We start from the raw sequence: 21967 nt of genomic DNA on the forward strand, positions 1-21967 counted from the left end.
AATGGGTCAATCCACCTTCGTGATCGGTGCGACGAATGCTGGTGGTAGCAAAGCTGGCGCTGATGCTTACAACAGTGCTTTTGGTGCTACGACTTTCAACTACGATCAACGCTTAGTTTTTAATACTAGTTTTACTGGTAAAGATAAATTGCTTGCTCGTTTGCGAGCTGGCAACTTTAAAAAGGGCAAAAATGCTTTTGCCGGTTCAGGGGTGAACCTTGCTGCGCTCGACGTCGCGACCGACTCAGGTGCTGTTGACAGCAATGTCAGCAATAATGTGATTGTTGACCGCCTGTACTACAAATTTCCTGTAGGCGATCAATTTACAGTGATTGCTGGTGCCGTTGCTCGTAATACTGAGTCGATCGCTCTGTGGCCTTCTAAGTATAATAAAGGTGGTGCCAAAATCCTTGATTGGACGGCATTGATGGGAACCAGTGGGGTTTACAATAAAGAGACAGGACAGCTGATTGGTGCTTATTGGCAACAGAAAGTAGACAAGGGAGATAACAACTTCAGTGTCTCTGTCAACTATGTTGCTGATGACGAGAATGGAAATATTTCTGACCCCAATAAAGGAGGTTTCATGACTTCCAATTCTGAAGCCAGCTTGATGGCTCAAGTGGGTTACGCCGGTCCGCGCTGGGGTGTCGCTCTTGGCTACCGCTATGGGCAATGCGACAGCGGTAATGGCCTCCGTCGTGGAACCAGTTTTGCTAAGTCTGATGACTGGAACAATGATTGCGAATATGGCGAAAAAGATTCACTTCGTCGTTCCAGTAGCTCGAACAGTTACGCGATTAATGCTTACTGGGCTCCTGAAGATCCAGGCTTCATTCCCTCCATCTCGCTTGGTTGGGGTTTGAATACGGTGAGTTCTAATGACAAGGCAGATGGAACTCCTTTGACAACTCAGAGCTGGATGGCTGGCCTTAAGTGGGATGATGTCTTCTTAAAAGGCAATGATCTTGGCTTTGCTGTTGGCCAACCTACGTTTGCGACGGCTCTTAAGGGTGGTGATACTCCATATGATGGCAATTATGTCTTCGAGTTGTATTACAACTTTCAGGTGACAGATAACATTGCTATTACACCAGCACTGTTTTATCTATCTCGTCCTGAGGGACAGGACACGCAAGCTTTCGTGAAAAATGGAAGTGGCTACGATGGCCAATTCAATGTTTTTGGTGGGTTAGTTCAGACAACATTTAAATTCTAAATGCTGCCTGGAATTAATCTCAACTAAGCTTGTTGATTTTTAGACCCTCTGCTCTTGTTGAGGGTCTTTTTTATTTGTGCTCTTTGCTGCATGGTACCAATCACTCTCTCGAAAGATGGGCATAGACAAACGTGCAGACGGGTCGCTGGTTGGCTAAGCTAAAGAAGAATTCTCTTGACGAAGTTTCAACGGTGTCCGAGTCTTTATGACTACCGATTTTTTTGATATCTCGCAAGGGGCCCGTCTCTTGGTTGTTGATCAAGATCAAGAAACTCGTGATCTCATGTGTGGCGTTCTCAAAGAGGAGGGATTCGAGGTTAAAGCTTTGGGTGATGGATTGATTGCATGGGATCTTTTACAGCAAGAAGAGTTTGAGTTAATTATTCTTGATCGTAAGCTCCCCGGGGTCAGCGGCTTTGACCTTTGTAGAAAACTTCGAATGCAAAATAATCAATCTCTTATTTTAATGACTAGTGGTTTAAATACGGAAGCTGATCGTATCATGGGTCTTGAAGTTGGTGCAGACGACTATTTGATCAAGCCATTTGGATATCGTGAGTTTTTGGCTCGTTGTAGAGCCCTTTTGCGGCGCCATCCATTAAGTGGAGCGGCACCTATTTCTGCAAAGTTTGAATGCTGTGATCTCAAGCTTTTTCCGGATGAATGTAGGGCTGCTCGAGATGGCTGTGATATTAAACTTTCACCTAAAGAATTTAAACTTTTAGAGTTGTTCATGCAGCACCCAAAGAGAGTGTGGAGCCGTGACGAATTGCTTGATCAGATTTGGGGTGTCGACTATATCGGTGATAAAAAGACGGTTGATGTTCATATTCGTTGGCTGCGTGAAAAAATTGAAGTTAATCCTTCTAGTCCAGCTAAGATCTTTACGGTTCGTGGTTTTGGTTACCGCTTTTGCTGATTAAATATTGTTGAGGTTGTTGATTCAACTTATAGGTAATTAGTTTGGCTGTGTAAAGCGTTTTGCGTTCTCGCTTGCAACTTATTTTTGCATTTATTTCCTATTTATTTGACTTGAATTAATCCATTGTTTTGCTGTTGGTGGTTATTCCGTTTTGGAAGAAGACTTATAACCATCTTTTGTTGGCTATCATATTGAAGCCAACCACTCTCTTTGAGTTGGCCTAATATCTTTGTGACGGTAACTCGGGTTGTGCTGACAGCACTCGCTATTTCCTGATGGGTCAGGCGTAAATCTAATTTTAGCCCTTGATTGCATGGATTGCCATAATCTTCTGCTAATAACTCTAAAAACCTTTTTACACGATTTTCTACACCACGCAGTCCTAAAAGAGCAATGAGAGCTTCTGACTGATGGGTTCTTCTGATCATCGCCTTCATCAGATTGTTGCCCAGATGAGGCGTTGAATTCACATCTTGAATCGATAGACCAAGCAAGTCGCAATGATCAAGCGTGGTGGCCTGGTAGAGGTCGAGTTGTGTTAGCGGATCACCAAAGGGTTCATTTGGACCTGCAATCGCAATTAACACATCATCACCTTGCTCATTCAGGCAGCTTAATTTCACGATGCCTCGTACAACGATCCAAATATGCTCTGGGAGCATAGGGATGTTGACCCCTGCATCAAAATGAATGGAGCGACGTCGATAGCTGTTCTCTAAATCTCCTAGAAAACCGCTGGAGCTGCTAGGGCTGCAAACCATTTCGCAGTGTGCTCTTGGTGTGAGATAAGGCTATGGAGCTGCATTCAGCACTGAGCAAAGAGTTGGTAATGGTTTGTTTAAGGGTCTTCGTCTCTAGCGCTGAGCCCTTGAATGGTCATCAATGTCGCTTTTATGCTCTGATTTTGATCTCTCGCCACCCGTCTGGATTGATCTTTACCTGCTCTGGGGAATGCTTTAACCCTTTCTAAACACACTTCGAGCTTGGGACGAGTAAGTGTGGATGGTTTCTTTTTTCAGTTTCGATGCGTATTGGCATCAATGGTTTTGGCCGGATTGGTCGGCTTGTTTTTCGTGCTTTATGGGGTCGTTCAGGCATTGACATTGTTCATGTAAACGATTGCGCTGGTGACGCTGCTGCTGCTGCCCACCTTCTTCAATTCGACTCTGTACATGGGCGCTGGCATCCAGAGGTTCTGCCGCATCCAAATGGGTTTCTTATTGGCAATCAGCCAGTTCGGTTTAGCTCAGAGAGTGATCCAGCGAGTGCACCGTGGATTCAATCCGGGGTGGAGATGTTGCTGGAATGTAGTGGAAACTATAAGCAACCAGAATCACTTCAAAGGTTGTTAGATGCTTTAAGATTAAAGAGAATCCTTGTTGCTTGTCCCGTAAAAGGATCTGTTAATGGTGTTGAGATAATCAATGTTGTGTATGGGATTAATCATCACCTCTATGATCCAAATCTCAACAGAGTTGTGACAGCTGCCTCTTGTACAACCAACTGTTTAGCACCGATTGTTCAGGTCATTCATAACAGTTTCGGGATTAAGCATGGCTCGATTACGACCTTGCATGATGTCACCAACACTCAGGTTGTTGTGGATGGTTTTCATCATGACTTGCGACGTGCTCGTTCCTGTATGCAAAGTCTGATCCCCACAACGACTGGTTCAGCAAAGGCGATCGGCCTAATTTTTCCTGAATTAGAGGGCAAGCTGAATGGTCATGCAGTGCGTGTGCCTCTCTTAAATGCTTCCCTCACTGATGCAGTGTTTGAATTGGAGAAGGATGTGACGATAGAGGATGTTAATGGAGCCTTTGAAACGGCTGCCAATGGTGATCTTTGCGGCATTCTTGGCTATGAAACCCGCCCGTTGGTGTCCGTCGATTATATCAATGACAACCGAAGCACTATCGTTGATGCGTTGTCCACGATGGTTGTTAACCGTACGCAAGTAAAGATTTATGCCTGGTATGACAATGAGTGGGGGTACAGTTCACGCATGTCTGATCTGGCCTGTCATATAGCTTCTCTCGAGGAATGAGGCTCTCTTCGCTGCAGCAATACAGCATCGTGACTGCAAATTATTGGGCATTTACGCTCACTGATGGAGCGTTGCGTATGTTGGTTCTATTTCACTTTCATGAGCTTGGATATTCCACACTCGAAATTGCCTTTCTGTTTCTCTTTTATGAGTTTTTTGGGATCCTTACGAATCTTTATGGCGGTTTGATTGGTGCTCGGTCTGGACTGCGTTTCACGTTGTGGGTTGGCACGTTGCTGCAGATCCTTGCGTTGTTGATGTTGATCCCTGTTGCTGCCAGCTGGCCAAAGTTGTTGAGTGTGACCTATGTGATGGTCGCTCAGGCGGTTAGCGGCATCGCGAAGGATCTCAACAAAATGAGTGCGAAAAGCGCCATTAAGGTTGTTGTTCCCGTTCGTGATGATGATGTTCAGACTGGGGATCTACAACTTTTTAAATGGGTTGCCATTCTTACTGGATCCAAAAATGCTCTCAAGGGGGTTGGTTTTTTTCTTGGTGGTTTGCTTTTAACCTCTTTTGGCTTCAATGTTGCCGTTGGTTTGTTGGCAGCAGGTTTGGCATTTGCATTCCTGCCAACCTTGGCTTTGCCAGGTGATTTTGGTCAGATGAAGGACAAGCCTTCTCTGTCGTCCCTCTTCTCCAAATCCCAAGGAATCAACGTCTTGTCATTGGCTCGTTTTTTCTTGTTTGGTGCCAGAGATGTCTGGTTTGTGGTGGCTTTGCCCGTTTTTCTAGAGGCCTCTTTGGGCTGGAGCTTCTGGGAAATTGGAGGCTTTTTAGGCCTTTGGGTGATCGGTTACGGCATTGTTCAGGGGTCTGCTCCTGGATTGCGTCGTCTTTGGGGAAAGACCACTCCACCTGGGGTGTCTTCTGTCCAGTTTTGGAGTGCCCTATTAACTGCGATACCGGCTCTTATCGCGATTGCCCTTTGGCGTGAAGTCGATGTGTCGGTTGCCATCACTGCTGGATTGACTGCGTTTGGTGTTGTTTTTGCAATGAACTCCTCCATTCACTCCTACATGGTTCTGTCTTATACCGATTCCGAAAACGTTAGCCTCAACGTTGGCTTTTATTACATGGCGAATGCCGCTGGACGTTTAACGGGTACTTTGCTGTCGGGAGCTATTTTTCTTGTCGGAGGCATGCAGGCTTGCTTGTGGATGTCTTGCCTTCTTGTGGGATTGGCATTTTTGAGCAGCTGTAAATTGCCTATTCCGCCTAGACAATCCATGCAGCCACTTTAGTTTCTATTGTGGCTGCTTTTGATTTGCTTGCCATTGGATGTCTTGTGGCATTTAAAAAAGGGGGGAGAATGACTCTCCCCCCTTTTGTTTTATCCTGATAAGTTGCTTAACTAAGGATTACTCCTTGATGGTTGCAACGGCTTCTTTGGCTTTGCTAATGACTTCTGGAGGAAGTGAAACATAGCCAAGTTCAGGAGCTTTGGACTGGGCCTCGTCCGAGAGCATGTAGTTAAAGGTCTTCTGAAGAAGAGGTAACTTTTCAGCATTGTTGTTGGCATAGGCCAGCACCCAAGTGAACGTCACGATTGGATATCCACCCATTGGGTTTGGATTGCCACCGATCAGATCTGGACCGAGATCGATGGATCCCAGCGCTTCACTGGCCGTTTTGTTCGTGGGGACAACTTTTTCCCCTGAGCCGTTTTGCACAGCCGCTGCTTGGAGATCTCCTTTTACATAGGCCAGCTCGACGTAGCCAATGCCACCATCGATTTGTTGGAGTTGAGCAGACACACCTTCATTTCCTTTGGCTCCAATTCCTGAAGGCCATTGGACAGATTTGTCAGCGCCTACATTGTCTTTCCATTCAGGACTAATCGCTGAAAGGTGTTTGGTGAAGTTGTAGGTGGTTCCGGATCCATCCGAGCGATGCACAATCTTGATCGCTTTTGAATCGCATCCGAGCTCACTGTAGTTTTTGATCGAGCCTAAGAAGATGCCGGCTAATTGACCTTGTGTCAGCTTTAGTTCACAGCCTGCATTGTTGTATGCAACGGCGATAGCACCTGCTGTCATTGGGATCTGCATGACACCACGACTTACTTTTGCAATGGCTTCGGGTTTCATTGGCTTGTCAGAAGCCCCGAAGTCCACTGTGCCGGCAGTGAATTGGCGTACACCTGCCCCAGAACCTACGGATTGATAATTGACTTGGATTCCCTGCGGCGCTAGGTCCGAAAACCAACGCTGATAAATCGCAGCTGGAAAGGAAGCTCCTGCTGCCGAAAGAGTCCCTTCGATGTTGCTTTTGCTGTTTTCTGTGCTTGTACACGCTGCAAGGCTGAGGCCTGCAGCCACACCCATGAGAGTGATGGATGAGCGAATTGGGAAAGGGCGACGCATGCTGTGCAATCACTGCCCGCTTGTTTTAAATGCTGATCTTCATTACCAATTAAAGGATGCATTAAGGACTGGTTATCAGTTCCCTCTGTCTCTGCTTTTTTGAGGCAGTGAGATCTCAACAATGGATCCGGACGGTCATGCGTTGGGCGTGTCTTGAAGCTGATTGGTTTTGTAGTTTTGAGGGCAAATCAAGCGCGTTGCGACGGCGTAGCGATTGAGCCAGCGATTGACTCGGATGCGCTGTACTGGCGGCACTTCCTCAAGCAATTGGGATAGTTCAATCGCTCCAAGCCGTCTTAACTCGCGAACATCAACGTGCCAAAGCGATTCGGCTTCTCGGATTAAACGAGCCCAAGTGCGCACCTGTTGCCAGCGCCGCAGGCGACGCCGCAAGGGATCCATGCTCCGGAATTCGCAGTGGCTGAGAGGTCTCTGCACGCTGAGCCGTAGTTAGAGAACAACCGTACTGACAGCCTGATGCCGCGGACCTTCTCCGTGAAAAATCCCCTATGTGGCTTCGGATTGCTGAAACAAAACTGGATGCTTGGCTTCAAATCGCGTCTTGAGTCACCACTGGAAAAGGCAGTTCCGCTGCTTCGCGCGCGCTGAGACGTCTTGTCCAGGCCCCCTTCACGGGATCATTCCAGCGGAATCCCGCCTCACGAGCGAGTTGGCGATCGTCGTAGGACACCTGCGCTCGCATCAGGGAACGGGGTTCCCGTCCTCGTTCAATCAGCTTTTCAAGTTGATCGCAACGGCGGAACACTTCGGCCAAATAGATGCAATCGGTCAGTGCGCGATGGGCTGCCCAAACCGGAATCTCGTAGGCGAGGGCCAAGTCTCGAACGGAAGGGCGGGGCCTGAGTTGTTTCTCGGAAGGCCAACGGATGTCCTCCATGCTGCAGAGCCAAGGACGATCGGTGGCAGGAAGAGACCCTCTGCCAAACCACTGCTGGTCGAAGGCTGCGTTGTGTGCCACCAGTAGGTCGGCTGCGTTCAGCAATTCCTGGAAGTAGTCCAGCCCTGGTTTCCAGGGTTGGGGCAGACGTGTAACGGCGGCGGGGATGCGGTTGATAGCCTCCGCCGCATTGGAATCAACGGGCAAGAGGCAGGACATCTGGGCCAAGATCTCTCGGCTTGGCACATCAAACAAAATCGCCCCAATTTCAAGGCAGTGATGCTCTTCAGGTTCTAAGCCAGAGGTCTCCGTATCGAGGATCAACAGGGTGTGCGCTGGAGAGGGATCGCCTGCTTCTCCTTCTGGTAAGGGGTGAGGTTGCGGCTCCTCCATCTCAAATTCACCCAGAAGATTCAATTGACCAGGAACAGCGCCCGACTCCATCACTGCAGCTCGTTCATTCTTAAAACCATTCTCCCGTCTAGCCCTAAGTGCTTCCTAGGGTGACTGAAATTTTTGATTTCCTCCATGGCTCTCACGGTCGGAGACCGGGCACCAGAGATTGCCCTCGAAGATCAAGACGGCGTGATGCGACGTCGCGAAGAGTTGCAAGGCAAGGTGTTGGTGTTGTTTTTCTACCCCAAAGACGACACCCCTGGATGTACGGCTGAAGCTTGTGCTTTTCGCGATACCCATTCCTCACTCGAGGCCCTTGGTGCTGTGGTTTGGGGTGTGAGCAGTGACGATGCCGTGAGCCATCGCAAATTCGCTCAGCGTTACCAGTTGCCGTTCCCCCTCCTCAGTGATCAGGGGCAGCAGCTACGCACGCGTTTTGGGGTTCCCAAAGTTCTGGGATTGCTTCCAGGACGGGTGACGTATGTGATTGATGCCGAGGGCACCATTCGCCATATTTTCAACAACATGCTCGATGGTCCGGCGCACGTGCGTGAAGCCGAACGGATCGTGAAGGAGTTATCCCAAGGATGAGCCGCTGGCAGCGACAACAAGGCTGTTGGTGCCTCTGGCCTGCTTCCGCAAAAGGGTTGGTTGAATTTATTGGGGGGAGCTACCTAGCCACCAATCCCCAGATCAGTTACCGACGGTTGTTGGAAGGGTTGGCGGCTCGTCAGCTTGCAGTTCACGCCTGGAGTTACGTCCCTGGGTTTGATCATCAACTGCAGGCGCGGGAGGGTTGGCAGGCCTTACGTGCCTGTCGATCAGCCCTTCATCAGCGCTTAGGCAAAGATCTTGTTCCGGTCCGTGTGGGCCACAGCTTGGGCTGCAAGCTGCATTTGTTGGCCCCGGATGGCGGGAGAAACAGTCTGGCGATGGCCGCTTTGAGTTTCAACAACTTCACCGCTGAACGCTCGATTCCTCTGCTTGGCACATTGGCGCCAAGCCTTGGCGTGGTGACGGAATTCAGCCCTGGAGCTGAGGAAACTCTGCGCTTGATCGAACGTTATTACCTCCAGCCCCACAACCTGGTGATCCGCTTTGGGACTGATCAGTTGGACCAGAGCCAGGACCTGATGCAGGCGTTAAGTAAGCGCTCCGGTGATCAAAGTCAGTTTGTTCCCATGAAGGGAGATCACCTCACCCCTGCTAGTGCTGGCCTTCGACAGGGGCTTCTGGGGGACTGGGCCGATGATCCGTCTAGAGCCAGGGTGATCGGAGAACTGATTCAATCCATTGGCAACGTGGGGCTCGGTATTGAACGTCAGCGATGATTGAGAAAGCTCTTTTCAGATCGTTGTGAGCGACAACAAAACACAAAAAGTTCTTCTTCAGATTGCTCGATGCATCGCTCTGAGTGATGGCACTATTTCTGATGAGGAAGATCGTTTGCTCAAAGACTTGCCTGAGCGTCTCTATCTCGAGGAAGCCACCCCTGATTACAGGCCCAATCAGCCACAGAGTTTGACAGAGCTCGCCACGTTGCTGACAAATCACACCGATCAGTGCACAGCGGTGAGAGTGGCTTGCTTGGTGGCAGGCGTGTCAAGGAATCCAGGCGATGAATCGGATATCAATCCAAAAGAGCGTTTGGCCTATCGCGAGTTGATTGAAGCTCTTCAAGTTTCGGACGAAGAATTAAGTGAAATTCAATGGGCTGCAAAAGAGGAGCTCCAACAGAAACGTTCGCTTCTCAACGTGATTTTGGACGCCATTTATGGAAAGGATGGATGGCCCGATCAAGCGCTTCTTCCACCAGATTTCCCGATGATTTGAGTGGACTCCCATGCAGAAACAGCCAGGGCTGCTCCTGCATGGGTTGGTTGGCCTTAGCTGCGTAAACGATCAAGAACGGAGCGATCTTCCAGCGTGCTGGTATCGCCAGTGACCTCCTCACCGGCTGCGAGAGCGCGCAGAATCCGGCGCATGATCTTGCCACTACGCGTTTTAGGTAAGGCATCGCTGCAGCGAATCTCGTCTGGCCTTGCGATCGGCCCGATCTCCTTGCCGACATGGGCACGCAGTTCAGCGACGAGGGCGTCGGTTGACTCACGTCCAAGTTCCAGCGTGACGAAGGCAACAATGCCCTCACCCTTGAGATCATCGGGCCGACCGACCACGGCGGCTTCAGCGACGGCGGGATGGCTCACCAAGGCCGATTCGATTTCCATCGTGCCCAGACGGTGGCCAGAGACGTTGATCACGTCATCCACACGCCCCATTACCCAGAAATAGCCGTCGTCATCCCGACGTGCCCCATCACCAGCGAAGTAAAGGTGCGATCCATCTGCAGGACGAATCGCTTCCCAGTAACTCTCTCGGAAACGCTGGGGATTTCCATGAACGGTGCGCATCATTCCTGGCCAGGGCGCTCGCACCGCCAGGTACCCGCCTTCGTTGGGTCCACAGCTCTTGCCCTCTGCATCAATGATGTCGGCTTGAATCCCAGGCAAGGGCAAGGTGGCAGAGCCTGGCTTGGTGGGGGTTGCTCCCGGAAGGGGGCTGATCATTACGCCACCGGTTTCGGTTTGCCACCAGGTGTCAACGATGGGGCAGCGCTTACCGCCCACCACATCGCGATACCACATCCAGGCTTCAGGATTGATCGGCTCCCCGACGGTGCCAAGCAGGCGCAGGCTGCTCATGTCGTATTGATCTGGCACCGCACGGCCACTCCTCATAAAGGCACGAATGGCCGTTGGAGCGGTGTAGAAAATGCTGACTCGATGTTTCTGGATCAGCTCCCAGAATGCCCCTGGCTTGGAGGGTCGAGGAGCACCCTCGTACATCACGGTGGTGGCGCCGTTCGACAGAGGTCCGTAGACGATGTAGCTGTGTCCGGTGATCCAGCCCACATCGGCTGTGCACCAAAACACATCGTCGTCACGGATGTCGAAGATCCATTGAAACGTCAAATGAGCCCAGAGGTTGTAACCCGCGGTGGTATGGACCACCCCTTTGGGTTTTCCTGTTGAGCCAGAGGTGTAGAGCACAAACAACCTGTCTTCGCTCGCCATCGGCTCAGCGATGCAGGCTTCGGATTGATTGGCGACGATTTCGTGCCACCACTGATCTCGCCCAGGCACCATCTCCACCGGTTGGTCGGTGCGTTTCACGACGAGCACTGACTTCACCGTTGGGCAAGCACCATCGGCAAGCGCTGCATTCACCGCAGGCTTCAGCGACACGGGCTTGTCCTTACGGAAACCGCCATCAGCGGTGATCACCGCTTTCACTTCACCATCGATCAGGCGATCACGCAGGGCTTCCGCTGAGAAGCCACCAAACACCACGGAGTGCGGAGCGCCAATGCGCGCACAGGCCAGCATCGCGATGGCGGCCTCCGGCACCATGGGCATGTACAGAGCGACAAGGTCGCCTTTGCCAATTCCCATGGCCTTGAGGGCGTTGGCCGCACGGCACACCTCAGCATGCAGCTGCTGGTAGGTGAAGGTGCGCACATCCCCTGGCTCGCCTTCCCAGATCAGGGCTGTCTTATTGGCCTTGGGTCCATTGAGATGTCGGTCAAGACAGTTGTAGGAAAGATTGGTCGTCCCCCCCTCAAACCAGCGCGCAAAGGGAGGGTTGTCCCAGTTGAGAACGGTGTGAAACGGTTCAAACCAGTGCAGTTCACGCCGTGCTGCGTCTCCCCAGAACGTGTCTGGATCAGATTTGGCCGCTTCAGCTAGAGCGCGATAGGACTCCATCCCAGAAATTCGCGCATCCCTGGCGAGATCCGCTGGTGGCTCAAAGACCCGTTGTTCTTGAAGCACGCTCTCAATGGTGGAACCCTCACTCATCGCCTGCTGCTCAAATGCACTGACAGCACAACACTATCGACGCTTTCTGCATCCGCACCAGTCGCGTTGTCAGAATCCACAGAACAGTGATCAGGCAACGATGCCAAAGGCTGGATCCTTGTCAGCGCCAAAAGCATGCCTGTTTGATCTTGATGGTCTCCTGCTGGATACCGAACCGTTGCAGGCAGAGGCTTGGAAAGCAGCGGCAGCGTGCTTCAACGGATCCCTCTCGACGCAGCAACTTCAACAGCTGAAGGGACGTCGCCGGGATGACAATGCCAACTTGGTTTGCTCATGGTTGCAGCAGTCGGTTTCAGCGGAGCAACTCCTGAAAGCGCGGGAGCCGATTGCCAAGCGTTTAGTCGCTGAGGCTCCAGCGGTTCCGGGCGCTGAGCAACTGATCCGGTTTTGCAGTTCCCAGCATTTGCCCATGGTGCTGGTCACCAGCAGCAAGGAGGCATCCCTTCTCTACAAAATCTCCGGCCACCCTTGGTTGGATTTAATTCAAAGCCGTGTGTTGGGCGATGACATGGACCTGCGTGCGGGAAAACCAGCTCCTGATCCCTATCTGCTGGCAACCCAAAGGCTGGGGTTGTCTCCCAGTGACTGCTGGGTCTTTGAGGATTCACCCGCGGGCTGTCAGTCGGCCTTAGCGGCAGGCTGTTGGGTCTGGCAGTTGGTCGAAACGCTCAGTGAAAGCGCTGTCATCCAACCCCCTGCGATGCAACATCCTCGTTTAACGCTCATCACCAGCTTGGGGCAGGGAGAGGAGCAACTCCGGCACAGCCTCAGTACAGACGGCTAAGAACGAAATCTGGTAACTCCAGCAAGGCAGCCCGTGATGGGGATTCGGGCATCCAATCCAGGGCTTCGCGTGCTTCGCGTGCAAACGTTTTGGCAAGTTCACGGGTGCGAGGAATGGCTTCTGACTCACGAACCAACGCCAAAGCGGTTTCAAGATCACCCTCTCCACTGAATTCGCGTTCAATCAAACCCGACAAAGCAGGACGTTCCTCAAGGGCGTAAAGAGCGGGAGCTGTGAGATAACCACTTGATAAATCACTGGCTGCCGGCTTGCCGAGCTGTTGATCACTGCCGGTGAAATCAAGGATGTCATCCACAACCTGGAATGCCAGACCCAGCTGCCGGCCGTAGTGATAAAGAGACTCGAGCTGAGGCTCCGACAAGTCGCTTAAAACACCAGCCGCTTTGGCGCTATTGGCAATGAGTGAAGCGGTTTTGCAGTAGCTCTTCTCGAAATAGGTTTCGAATGACTGGCCTGTATCGAAGCGAAACAAGCCCTGTTTCACCTCTCCATCGGCGAGATCCATGATCACGCGGCTGAGCAACTTCACGACATCGAGATTGTCGAGATTGGCCAGGTGCCAACTCGCCTGGGCAAATAGGAAGTCACCGGCGAGAACGGCCACTCTGTAATTGAATCGGCTGTGGACGGTCTCAACGCCCCGTCGTGTTGAGGCTTCATCCACAACATCGTCGTGAACGAGCGAGGCGGTGTGGATCATCTCCGTGATCTCTGCCAGACGTCGATGGCGTGAGCTCAACTCTCCGTCTGCGGAAAGTGCCCTCGAAATCAGCAACACGATTCCAGGTCTGAGGCGCTTCCCTCCAGCGCTGAAAAGATGTTCAGCAGCTGCCTGGAGAATCGGATGACCGGCTCCTATCAAGCTGCGGAGGTCGCTTAGCAGGATCTCAAGATCCGCCTCGACCGGCTGCAGCAACTCGGTGACGGTGGCCATGAATCCCCTCGGTGCAGAGATCCTAGGAAATGCAGACCTATGGCTGCAGATTCACCAGATCAACGCAAGGCCTTTGCCCTAGCCAAGCCGTGGCTCTCTCGGCAAACCCTGCGGCGTCTTTTGTGACGCAAATATGCGTTGCTGCCAGTGATACCGGCTGATTTTGACTTCCAGGCAAGGGTTGGCCAAGAAAGGCATCGAGTTGGGTGGCGACGGCGACAGCTGGGTCGATCAGACGCATGTGAGGAGGCAATAAGTTCGCGAGCAGCGGCACCAGCAGGGGGTAATGGGTGCAACCAAGCACCACCGAATCAACCGAGGCTTCAAGCAAGGGCTGGAGGTATCGAATCGCCGCTTCGCGCAGTTCATCGGAACCGAGATCTCCGGCCTCGATCAGCGGAACAAAATCAGGACAGGCCTGTTGAACCACCAGGGTTCCTGGATGGAGCGCCTCGATGCTCTCCCGATAGGCGCCTGAGGCCACCGTTGCTGGGGTCGCGAGAACGCCCACTCTCGACTCTTTCACGAGGGCAGCGGCAGCGCCAATCAGCCCTACAACGGGAACGCCGGCTTGCCCCTCGGTGACATCTCTGGCGAGAGCATTGGTGGTGTTGCAGGCCATCACAACGGTGGAGACCTCTTGGACTCGCAACCAGGCCACCACTTCAGCGGCAATTGAACGGATTTCTGAAGGAGACCGACTGCCGTAGGGAACACGGGCGGTGTCGCCTAAGTAGGTCACCGGCACGGCACCGTGACGCTCCAGGATTCTGCGCAAGACGGTGAGCCCGCCAATGCCACTGTCAAACAGTCCGAGACGAATGGTCAACGCACTCCTTTCAGATAGTCGAGGATGCCGGTGGCAAGGGCTAAAGCCAGCCTCTGACGGTGGGACGAGGTGGCCAGGCGCGGAGAATCAATGTTGCCAGTGACGAATCCCATCTCCACGAGAGCTGCTGGCATTGTGGTGCGCCTAATCACAAAAAATCGACCTCGCTTAACACCTCGATTCGGGCTGCCGGGAGACACATTTAGCATTTGCTGCTGAAGGTGAGCGGCCAAGCGGGCGGAATGACGGTCGGAGTAAAAAAACGTCTCGATCCCGTTCACATCAGGCCTGGCCATGCTGATCGCATTGGCATGAATGCTGACGAAAGCATCCGCACCAGCCCGATTGGCAATTGAAACCCGAGGCGGAAGATCGACATCCACTTCAGCTGTTCGCGTCATGATCACCTGGACCCCCTTGGCTTCCAGTAATCGAGCTACTTGCAGGGAGATATCGAGAACGATTTCACTTTCCCTGATCCCTCGGATTCCCACAGCGCCGGGATCGGGACCACCATGGCCTGGATCGATAACGACGCGATATTTGCCTCGGGTCACGGTGGGTAAGCCCGCCGCATTCACTGGAGTTTTGCTGGGTTGGATGCGCAGGCCACCCGCCCAGGACCCAGAGGATGCACGGTTGAGATCTCCTTCCCCGATCGGCCTTAATCCTGTGGTGGAAAGCCCTTGAAAGCTGAGCTTCCAGCGATTGGAAGCGGTACCGATCAATTTCAATTGACTGGGATCGAGATCGACCCCTGGCTGAAACTCGATCACCAATCGGGTTTCGCCTGCGCTCGGTTTGCCAAGCCGAATTTCGCGAACGGGGCCGGACCCGGGCAGGCTTCTCGATCGACTGAGCTCACCTGGAAAATCGATCCACACCCTTGGACCGCGGGTGCGATCCCCGGCTTCGAAGAAGGCTTGAAGTCGCGCACCCGCGGCGGTGCGCAGCAGGAGCTCCCCTGAAGAACTGAGTTTCCAGGCTGCCAGGGCACTGGCGGCTTGGGCCGGCAGGCTGAGAAGCAGGGATGACGCTTGGACAGCCGCCGCAAGAATGAGCGCACTGAAGCGGAAGGTCAGCGGAGCCATGCCCTTCAGAACAGCGAGGGTTGGCGGTGCTGCAGGCTCGGCATCTGCCCGCGAATGCGCTGGAGATGGCTGGGGTCAATGGGAGCGATGGCGGCCCCTGGAGCCACCCCGGCATCGGACAACACCGTGCCCCAAGGATCCACAATCAGGGAATGCCCGTGGCTCTGTCGTCGCTTGTAGTGCACGCCTGTCTGGGCTGGAGCCAGCACGTAGGCCGTGTTTTCGATCGCCCGTGATTGGAGCAAAACTTGCCAATGGTCCTTCCCTGTGAAGGCTGTGAAGGCAGCGGGAATCATTAACAACTCAGCTCCGGCTCCAACGAGGTGGCGATAGAGCTCAGGGAAGCGCACGTCGTAGCAAATGGACAGCCCCACCCGACATAGTCCAGGCACATCCACGACGGGTGGGGGGGATGTGCCCGGGCTGAAGCTCGCTGATTCCCGATAGGAGCTCCCGTCTGGGAGGTCCACATCAAAGAGGTGGATCTTGTCGTAACTAGCCAGCACTTGACCGTCACGGCCTACCAGCTGTGACCTTTGAAAGTGGCGTTGGCCATCACCGACAGGAACGGGGAAGCCACCACCCAGGATCACGACCTGATAGCGACGGGCCATGGTGACCAGAAAGCGCGCCGCCTGGTCAGCCAATGCCGGTGCCAGCTCGAGTCGCTGCGCGTCGTCACCCATGAAGGCAAAGTTTTCGGGCAAAGCGATCAGCTCTGCGCCACGACGCGCCGCCAAATCGATCTGCTCTTCAGCGGCCGCAAAATTGCTTTCAGGGTCAGTTGTGCTGGTGAGTTGCAGGGCCGCAGCCAAAAAGTCACTCACGTGCGTCCTTTCCGATTGGCAAATGGTATTGGCTTATTGCCGTCCGGCTACCCAGAAACGGCACGAAGCACGCCTGGCTCAGCCTGTGTTGGCACCACCGAAAGCTGATCAAGACCAGCACAGCGTTGGAAATCAGCGTCGTGATCCCCCAGGCGAATCAAGCGCTGTCCATGGGATGCGATCCGTAAACAGGCCTCGGGATTGTCTTTCCATTGAGCCCACAGAGCGAGTGCTGCTTGCATTTCGTCGTTAGCCACGCTGGCCCCTGCAGCCAGGAGCGATTCGGCGAGGGCACCAGCTGCTAACGAATCCTCCAAGGAGTAGGTGCCTTCCCAGCCGCTTCCCACCATCCAGACCTGCTCGGGCTGATCCTGGATCAATCGTTTTGCCACCGCTTCCCGGTTCGGCAAGGCCACCGTGAGCACACAGGCCACCTCTCGGACCCGGTGCAAGGAGCGGGTTCCATTGGTGGTGCTCATGAACAGGCGCTTGCCCTTCACGGTCTCGGGCACCACGGAAACGGGGGAATTGCCGAGATCAAATCCATCGAGCTTTGCCCCACCCCGTTCGCCTACCAACAGGCGCTTTTGCTCGGGCCAGGCGTTGGCTTCTGAGCGCAGTTCATCGAGATCAGCAAAGGTTTGAATCGCCTCTGCTCCGTTGTGCAACGCCCAGGCAATGGTGGTGGTGGCGCGCAGGACATCGATCACAACAGCGGCGTCAGGACCCTCTGGACCGTTGATGGTGTCTGGCACTTCACCAGCAACGTGGAAATAGGACACCTTCATGGCCACGATCTCGATCAGCGTGCGTCACAGTAACGAGATTGCTTCCTGATCACCCTTTCATCTCCATGGCTTTGATTGGACCCGGCCCTGGAACGAGAGATCTGCGGGACTTTCTCAAGCTGCTGGAGGAGCGTGGTCAGCTACGGCGGATTACGGCACCCGTGGATCCAGACCTTGAGCTGGCAGCCATTGCTGATCGGGTGCTTGCTGCCGGTGGTCCAGCCCTGCTGTTTGAAAATGTGATTGGCTCCAGCATGCCTGTGGCCGTCAACACGCTCGGCACTGTGGAGCGTGTGGTTTGGAGCATGGGCCTGGAGCGGGCTGAACAGCTCGAGGAGCTTGGATCCAGACTTGCCATCCTTCAGCAACCGAGGCCTCCAAAAGACCTCAAGGAGACCAAGCAATTCGCCAGGGTGTTTTGGGACCTGGTGAAGGCACGACCAGACCGCGATCTCGCCCCTCCCTGCCGGCAGCAGATCTTTTTGGGAGATGAGGTCAATCTCGATCAAATCCCCCTGATCAGACCGTGGCCGGGGGATGCCGGTGGTGTGATCACCTTGGGCCTTGTGATTACGAAAGATCCGGAAACCGGTGTCCCAAACGTGGGGGTTTATCGCCTGCAGCGTCAATCGGTGAACACCATGACGGTGCATTGGTTGAGCGTTCGTGGTGGGGCCCGTCACCTGCGGAAGGCAGCGGCGATGGGCAAAAAGCTGGAGGTGGCCATTGCCATTGGTGTTCACCCTCTGCTTGTGATGGCGGCAGCAACACCGATCCCTGTGCAACTCAGTGAATGGTTGTTCGCAGGAATTTATGCAGGGGAGGGAGTGCGGCTCACCCCCTGCAAAACAATTGATCTGCAGGTGCCAAGTTGCAGTGAGGTGGTGTTAGAGGGAACGATTACTCCAGGAGAGGTCAGCCCAGATGGCCCCTTTGGTGATCACATGGGTTTTTACGGGGGTGTGGAGGATTCCCCTTTGGTGCGTTTCCACTGCATGACCCAGCGGCGGTCGCCGATTTTTCTCACCACATTCAGTGGCCGGCCACCGAAAGAAGAGGCGATGCTGGCCATTGCTTTAAACAGAATTTATACGCCAATTTTGCGTCAACAAATCCCTGAAATCAGAGATTTCTTCCTGCCAATGGAGGCGCTAAGTTATAAATTGGCAGTTATTTCTATTGATAAAGCCTATCCAGGTCAGGCAAAACGAGCTGCGATGGCTTTCTGGAGTGCTCTCCCGCAATTTACTTACACGAAGTTTGTTGTCGTGGTTGATAAGCACATCAATGTGCGGGATCCCCGTCAGGTTGTTTGGGCTATCGCTGCCCAAGTGGATCCTCAGAGAGACCTATTTGTCTTAGAAAATACTCCTTTTGATACACTCGATTTTGCTAGCGAACAACTCGGACTTGGCGGAAGAATGGCCGTTGATGCCACCACCAAGATCGGACCTGAGAAGAATCATGAATGGGGTGAACCCTTAAGCCGACCAGCGGAGTTGGAGCAACAAGTATCGGACCGGCTCGAGGAGCTTGGCTTGGCAGATCTGGATCATGCTGAACCAGATCCTGCCTTGTTTGGTTATGTATTGGACAAGCTTATTTCCATCCAGCCTCGGTCATGAGCTGGATAGCTTGTTTGTTGTAGTTACTTAGCTGCGAAATCGTGACTCGATCAGGAGTGAATTTTGTCATTCCCTTCAAGTATGTTGATCCTCCAACCCCTTTAAGTGGGAACTCATAGGTGGGTCCAGCTAGCCCAGAACTTCCTTGAGGAGATGCTAAAAACTCAATCAACTTAATCGCATTTTTTTTGTTGTTCGAATAGCGTGAAATCGCTGCAGCGCTGATATTAACGTGAGCAGGTTTTGGCATTACGATTTTAACTTTGTTGGCAAATTGCTGATCTTTTTTTCCGTTAACTCCTGCTCTCATGCGCGCCAGGTAGTAATGATTCACAATTCCAACACCACACTGGCCTTGGGCAACAGCACGGATCAATCCGATATCACCGCCAAAATAGGGCTGACTCACATTGCGGGTAAGACCCTTTAGCCAAGATTTAACCTTGCCAGTCCCTTTCAGTGCTAATTGATCAGCAACCAGTGATTGGTTGTACACATTCTTACGCTTTCTTAGGCATACTTTGCCTTTTAAAGATGGGCTTGCAAGTTTTGCATATGATGTCACTGAGGATGGGGCAACGATGGCTGGATTCACGATGATCGAGCGTACGCGTCGCGTTAGACCAAACCATCTTTTCTTGGGATCTCGATAACGAGAAGGAACAGATTTATTTAAAGACGACGATTGAATGGTTCCAAAGAGTCCAGCATTGGCTGCATTGTTGATGCGTGCAGCATCAACTAAAATGATGACGTCTGCCTTTGTGTTTTTTCCCTCACTTTTTAGCCTTTGAACCAATGAAATCCCTGAGGCTTCCACTAAGCGAACCTTAATGCCGGTTTGATCTGAAAACTTTTTATAAACTTGACGGTCAGTATTGTAATGACGACCTGAATACACTCTCACTTCTCCTGCCGCAAGTGCTGGTGTATGAAGAACGAGTGGCAAAAGAGATGTGAGAAACAAAAAACGTTTCATCTCAATAAAGCAGCATCTTTTATTATAGGAGCCTGTTGGGATGCAACCGAATCATTTGTCACATGACCATGCTCGTCAACCATGCCAGAGATGAAAGGGCTGAACAATGAATCATTTGCGCTTGCCATTACTTGACCAAGAAACCTGTGAAAACTTGCTTGAGAAACTTGCTCAGCAAGCAGAATGGCAGGATGGTTCACTCACCGCTGGTGCTCACGCGAAGGGAGGAAAAAGAAATTTACAAATTATCTACGATTCTCCATTGCGAAAAGTCATCCATGAGCGTGTCGAACATGCCATGTGGAACCATCCAGTCGTGAAAGGATTTTGCCTTCCTCGCAAGCTTCACCGATTCTTAATTACAAAAACAGAAAAGGAAGGTGGGTATGACACCCATGTTGATAATGCCTATATGAGCAGTGGAAGAAGTGATTTATCTTTTACGCTCTCCTTAACGGATGACACGAGGTATGAGGGTGGTGAGCTGGAGATCGATAGTATTTCTGAGTCATTTCCGATCAGGCTTAAGCAGGGTGAAATTGTGATCTATCCAAGTACATCGTTGCATCGCGTTTGTACTGTCACGAGAGGTGTTCGCACGGTTTGTGTGGGTTGGATTGAGAGTTATGTGCAGGCTGAAAATGATCGCCTTTGTTTGTTTCAGCTGGAAAGTGGTGCGCGAGCGGTTTTGGCAAAGCACGGTCGTAGTGACGAACTTGATTTGATCTTCTTGGCCTACACCAACCTGTTACGGAGATTAGGTGGCTAGGCATGTATAAAAAGATTCGGGCCATTGCATTCTGTTCAGTAAACTGAGGTGGATGCACCAATTTCATGAAAAAGACGACGGCTCTTTCCATCTTTCTTGCTAGTGCAGCTGCATTGTCAGGTCAGCTAGCAAGCGTGGAACCCGTTCAGGCGGATCAAGCGCCCGGCGGAGGCCTTCAGGAATGGTCCACGGACCAAGATCTTGATGCAGCCTCTAAAAAGGATGCTGATGCCAAGGCCGCTGCTAAAAAAGCCGCAGAGCAAGATATTTGTATTCCCATTGGTGAGGGTGAGAATTGTTGGTAAGGCGAAGCCTGCTATAGGGCTTTGTAGGAGGGTTTGTTCAACCCTCCTTTTTCATGGAAATAAATCATCAAAAAAGGAGGGTTAACCCCTCCTTGAGACTAAACAAGCGATTGATGGTTTAGAACTTGAATGTCGTCAAGACCAGACCACCCAAGGTACTGAAGGTGTCGGCACCAGCACCACCTGTGGAGGCACTCGATCCTGTTTGTTGGCCGAACGGACGACTCAAGTAGAACAAAGCAGGCGTCACCGTGATGTTATCGGTGACCTGGAAGTCGTAATACAGTTCGAAAGCATAGTTGCCATCGTCTGCATATCCATTGCCATCTTTACCCTGATTTTTCAGAGCTGTCGCGAACTGAGGTTGACCCACAGCAAACCCTAAACGGTTGCCGCGCATGAAGGCATCTGGCCAGTTAAGACCAACAAGCCAACCTTGAGATTGCGTGACATCACCAGCATCAAAACCCTCTTTGTTGTTGAAGCTGGTGATGCTCCAACCAACACTGATGCTAGGAATCCAACCACTGTCTAAGGGCTGGTAGTAAGCATTTAAATTGAACTGATTGGCATCAGAATAACCACCTTTATTCAGTCCAGCTTTGGTTCCACCGCCACCAACAGTCATGCCTGCCTGGGAATAGGCATAGGCAGCAGAGACTTGCCATGAGGGTGTTCCGTAGGCAATTTGGCTAAGGAACTTCCCTTTGGAACGATCGCCTGCAATACCACCGTCATTGGGATCACTTTTGGTGCCATTTTTAGCGACATAGTTGGCGCTAACTTTGAACTTAGGATCGAGGTAATTAGAATTTCTGTTGCTGATCCAGTTGATCCCTGCACCAGGTGATGTACTCGCGCCGTAGGCACCGTAGTAGCCACCGAGCTTGAACTGCTTAAGCACATGCTTGTAAACGCTAGGAGTGGCGGCCAGCATGTAATAGTTTTCGATCAGGGGGCCAGCAAACACTTGGAAATCGTTTCCTAGGGGAAACTGATACCAAAGCTTGTCCACCTTCAGGCTGTTTGCGCTGCTCTTGGATGCTTCGATTTGTGTTTGCTTACCGGTGTAACCGCTGCCGGAGAATGCATTGTTGTTGAAGTTACCCGTTCTCAGGCGGGTGTAGAGCAGATCTTTTCCGGTGAAGCTTGTATTGAGGTTGAGGGAGGTGCGATACGAGAACGTTGTTCCCGTGTCGCCTAAATAATTTCCATCTTCATCTTGAAGGGAATTGGTTTCATCCCCTCCATAGGATGTGGCACCAATGGTCATCTCGGCCTTACCGGTG

Annotated in this window: 23 protein-coding genes; 11 read left to right on the forward strand and 12 right to left on the reverse strand. The window is 52.2% G+C overall.

What is annotated here, in order from left to right; genetic code table 11:
* On the forward strand, positions 1-1219 hold a 1219-nt coding region (locus DXY38_RS01910), incomplete at its 5' end, for an iron uptake porin (protein WP_115070252.1).
* A 205-nt stretch (positions 1220-1424) separates the two neighbouring features.
* Positions 1425-2138 carry a response regulator transcription factor gene (locus tag DXY38_RS01915; RefSeq protein WP_115070253.1) on the forward strand — a complete coding sequence of 238 codons (714 nt, stop codon included), beginning with the start codon at positions 1425-1427 and terminating at the stop codon, positions 2136-2138.
* A 104-nt stretch (positions 2139-2242) separates the two neighbouring features.
* Here DXY38_RS01915 and DXY38_RS01920 read toward each other — a convergent pair whose 3' ends face one another.
* Positions 2243-2902, reverse strand: coding sequence for a Crp/Fnr family transcriptional regulator (locus DXY38_RS01920; protein WP_115070254.1), 660 nt, complete (start codon positions 2900-2902; stop codon positions 2243-2245).
* 263 nt (positions 2903-3165) lie between these two features.
* Between DXY38_RS01920 and DXY38_RS01925 the strand changes: the two genes are divergently transcribed.
* Complete coding sequence (locus tag DXY38_RS01925) at positions 3166-4188, forward strand: ArsJ-associated glyceraldehyde-3-phosphate dehydrogenase (RefSeq protein ID WP_115070255.1); 1023 nt, start codon at positions 3166-3168, stop codon at positions 4186-4188.
* Positions 4185-5432 (forward strand): organoarsenical effux MFS transporter ArsJ, encoded by a 1248-nt coding sequence (gene arsJ / locus DXY38_RS01930; protein WP_115070256.1) that lies wholly within the window; start codon positions 4185-4187, stop codon positions 5430-5432. Before DXY38_RS01925 ends, arsJ begins: the two co-directional genes overlap by 4 nt.
* Before the next feature lie 117 nt (positions 5433-5549).
* Here the strand turns inward: arsJ and pstS are convergent, their stop codons facing one another.
* The 3 genes from pstS to DXY38_RS01945 all read right to left on the reverse strand — a co-directional run bounded on the left by pstS (position 5550) and on the right by DXY38_RS01945 (position 7896).
* Positions 5550-6554, reverse strand: coding sequence for a phosphate ABC transporter substrate-binding protein PstS (gene pstS, locus DXY38_RS01935; protein ID WP_115070257.1), 1005 nt, complete (start codon positions 6552-6554; stop codon positions 5550-5552).
* 135 nt (positions 6555-6689) lie between these two features.
* Positions 6690-6956 (reverse strand): hypothetical protein, encoded by a 267-nt coding sequence (locus tag DXY38_RS01940; RefSeq protein ID WP_006852811.1) that lies wholly within the window; start codon positions 6954-6956, stop codon positions 6690-6692.
* Between the two features lie 148 nt (positions 6957-7104).
* Positions 7105-7896, reverse strand: coding sequence for a 3'-5' exonuclease (locus tag DXY38_RS01945; RefSeq protein WP_115070258.1), 792 nt, complete (start codon positions 7894-7896; stop codon positions 7105-7107).
* Between the two features lie 84 nt (positions 7897-7980).
* On the opposite strand from DXY38_RS01945, the gene DXY38_RS01950 reads away from it, so the two are divergent.
* From DXY38_RS01950 to DXY38_RS01960, 3 genes are read left to right on the forward strand one after another with little or no spacing between them, the layout of a single operon-like run.
* Complete coding sequence (locus tag DXY38_RS01950; protein WP_115070259.1) at positions 7981-8439, forward strand: peroxiredoxin; 459 nt, start codon at positions 7981-7983, stop codon at positions 8437-8439.
* Positions 8436-9179, forward strand: coding sequence for a DUF1350 family protein (locus tag DXY38_RS01955; RefSeq protein WP_115070260.1), 744 nt, complete (start codon positions 8436-8438; stop codon positions 9177-9179). The genes DXY38_RS01950 and DXY38_RS01955 overlap by 4 nt, the downstream gene beginning before the upstream one ends.
* A 25-nt stretch (positions 9180-9204) precedes the next feature.
* Entirely contained in the window at positions 9205-9681 is a 477-nt protein-coding gene (locus DXY38_RS01960; RefSeq protein WP_115070261.1) for a TerB family tellurite resistance protein, read from the forward strand.
* Positions 9682-9734: 53 nt separating this feature from the next.
* Here the strand turns inward: DXY38_RS01960 and acs are convergent, their stop codons facing one another.
* Positions 9735-11705 (reverse strand): acetate--CoA ligase, encoded by a 1971-nt coding sequence (gene acs, locus DXY38_RS01965; RefSeq protein WP_115070262.1) that lies wholly within the window; start codon positions 11703-11705, stop codon positions 9735-9737.
* A gap of 118 nt (positions 11706-11823) precedes the next feature.
* Between acs and DXY38_RS01970 the strand changes: the two genes are divergently transcribed.
* Complete coding sequence (locus tag DXY38_RS01970; RefSeq protein WP_371410979.1) at positions 11824-12510, forward strand: HAD family hydrolase; 687 nt, start codon at positions 11824-11826, stop codon at positions 12508-12510.
* Here DXY38_RS01970 and sds read toward each other — a convergent pair.
* Genes sds through DXY38_RS01995 form a run of 5 tightly spaced genes read right to left on the reverse strand, consistent with a single transcriptional unit; the run spans position 12494 to position 17000 of the window.
* The gene (gene sds, locus DXY38_RS01975; protein WP_006852804.1) at positions 12494-13465 is read right to left on the reverse strand and encodes a solanesyl diphosphate synthase; all 972 of its coding nucleotides are present in this window, start codon (positions 13463-13465) and stop codon (positions 12494-12496) included. The two genes, DXY38_RS01970 and sds, sit on opposite strands and share 17 nt — an antisense overlap.
* Positions 13466-13502: 37 nt before the next feature.
* Positions 13503-14294 (reverse strand): glutamate racemase, encoded by a 792-nt coding sequence (gene murI, locus DXY38_RS01980; RefSeq protein WP_115070264.1) that lies wholly within the window; start codon positions 14292-14294, stop codon positions 13503-13505.
* Positions 14291-15385, reverse strand: a complete 1095-nt coding sequence (locus DXY38_RS01985; RefSeq protein WP_115070265.1) for an N-acetylmuramoyl-L-alanine amidase — start codon at positions 15383-15385, stop codon at positions 14291-14293. Before DXY38_RS01985 ends, murI begins: the two co-directional genes overlap by 4 nt.
* A 5-nt stretch (positions 15386-15390) precedes the next feature.
* On the reverse strand, positions 15391-16212 hold the full coding sequence (locus DXY38_RS01990; RefSeq protein ID WP_115070266.1) for a carbon-nitrogen hydrolase family protein: 822 nt from the start codon (positions 16210-16212) through the stop codon (positions 15391-15393).
* Between the two features lie 47 nt (positions 16213-16259).
* Positions 16260-17000 (reverse strand): 2-phosphosulfolactate phosphatase family protein, encoded by a 741-nt coding sequence (locus tag DXY38_RS01995; RefSeq protein ID WP_115070267.1) that lies wholly within the window; start codon positions 16998-17000, stop codon positions 16260-16262.
* 65 nt (positions 17001-17065) lie between these two features.
* Between DXY38_RS01995 and DXY38_RS02000 the strand changes: the two genes are divergently transcribed.
* Complete coding sequence (locus DXY38_RS02000) at positions 17066-18625, forward strand: UbiD family decarboxylase (protein ID WP_006852799.1); 1560 nt, start codon at positions 17066-17068, stop codon at positions 18623-18625.
* Here DXY38_RS02000 and DXY38_RS02005 read toward each other — a convergent pair.
* Positions 18600-19604, reverse strand: coding sequence for an extracellular solute-binding protein (locus tag DXY38_RS02005; RefSeq protein ID WP_115070268.1), 1005 nt, complete (start codon positions 19602-19604; stop codon positions 18600-18602). The two genes, DXY38_RS02000 and DXY38_RS02005, sit on opposite strands and share 26 nt — an antisense overlap.
* 106 nt (positions 19605-19710) lie before the next feature.
* On the opposite strand from DXY38_RS02005, the gene DXY38_RS02010 reads away from it, so the two are divergent.
* Together DXY38_RS02010 and DXY38_RS02015 are read left to right on the forward strand one after the other, a co-directional pair.
* Entirely contained in the window at positions 19711-20373 is a 663-nt protein-coding gene (locus DXY38_RS02010; RefSeq protein WP_115070269.1) for a Fe2+-dependent dioxygenase, read from the forward strand.
* Between the two features lie 65 nt (positions 20374-20438).
* Positions 20439-20678, forward strand: coding sequence for a hypothetical protein (locus DXY38_RS02015; protein WP_006852796.1), 240 nt, complete (start codon positions 20439-20441; stop codon positions 20676-20678).
* 118 nt (positions 20679-20796) lie between these two features.
* Here the strand turns inward: DXY38_RS02015 and DXY38_RS02020 are convergent.
* Positions 20797-21967, reverse strand: a 1171-nt coding sequence (locus DXY38_RS02020) for an iron uptake porin (RefSeq protein WP_115070270.1), incomplete at its 5' end; no start/stop codon positions are given.

This window comes from Synechococcus sp. UW179B (assembly GCF_900474245.1).
Lineage (GTDB): Bacteria > Cyanobacteriota > Cyanobacteriia > PCC-6307 > Cyanobiaceae > Synechococcus_C.

Bases quoted from the DNA above. Each gene is read 5' to 3' on its own strand.
- DXY38_RS01925 (WP_115070255.1), top strand. From the start codon at position 3,166: ATGCGTATTGGCATCAATGGTTTTGGCCGGATTGGTCGGCTTGTTTTT.
- DXY38_RS01915 (WP_115070253.1), top strand. From the start codon at position 1,425: ATGACTACCGATTTTTTTGATATCTCGCAAGGGGCCCGTCTCTTGGTT.
- DXY38_RS01940 (WP_006852811.1), bottom strand. From the start codon at position 6,956: ATGGATCCCTTGCGGCGTCGCCTGCGGCGCTGGCAACAGGTGCGCACT.
- pstS (WP_115070257.1), bottom strand. From the start codon at position 6,554: ATGCGTCGCCCTTTCCCAATTCGCTCATCCATCACTCTCATGGGTGTG.
- sds (WP_006852804.1), bottom strand. From the start codon at position 13,465: ATGGCCACCGTCACCGAGTTGCTGCAGCCGGTCGAGGCGGATCTTGAG.
- DXY38_RS01985 (WP_115070265.1), bottom strand. From the start codon at position 15,385: ATGGCTCCGCTGACCTTCCGCTTCAGTGCGCTCATTCTTGCGGCGGCT.
- arsJ (WP_115070256.1), top strand. From the start codon at position 4,185: ATGAGGCTCTCTTCGCTGCAGCAATACAGCATCGTGACTGCAAATTAT.
- DXY38_RS02005 (WP_115070268.1), bottom strand. From the start codon at position 19,604: ATGAAACGTTTTTTGTTTCTCACATCTCTTTTGCCACTCGTTCTTCAT.
- DXY38_RS01955 (WP_115070260.1), top strand. From the start codon at position 8,436: ATGAGCCGCTGGCAGCGACAACAAGGCTGTTGGTGCCTCTGGCCTGCT.
- acs (WP_115070262.1), bottom strand. From the start codon at position 11,705: ATGAGTGAGGGTTCCACCATTGAGAGCGTGCTTCAAGAACAACGGGTC.
- DXY38_RS02015 (WP_006852796.1), top strand. From the start codon at position 20,439: ATGAAAAAGACGACGGCTCTTTCCATCTTTCTTGCTAGTGCAGCTGCA.
- DXY38_RS02000 (WP_006852799.1), top strand. From the start codon at position 17,066: ATGGCTTTGATTGGACCCGGCCCTGGAACGAGAGATCTGCGGGACTTT.
- DXY38_RS01995 (WP_115070267.1), bottom strand. From the start codon at position 17,000: ATGAAGGTGTCCTATTTCCACGTTGCTGGTGAAGTGCCAGACACCATC.
- DXY38_RS01945 (WP_115070258.1), bottom strand. From the start codon at position 7,896: ATGGAGTCGGGCGCTGTTCCTGGTCAATTGAATCTTCTGGGTGAATTT.
- DXY38_RS02010 (WP_115070269.1), top strand. From the start codon at position 19,711: ATGAATCATTTGCGCTTGCCATTACTTGACCAAGAAACCTGTGAAAAC.
- DXY38_RS01950 (WP_115070259.1), top strand. From the start codon at position 7,981: ATGGCTCTCACGGTCGGAGACCGGGCACCAGAGATTGCCCTCGAAGAT.
- DXY38_RS01920 (WP_115070254.1), bottom strand. From the start codon at position 2,902: ATGGTTTGCAGCCCTAGCAGCTCCAGCGGTTTTCTAGGAGATTTAGAG.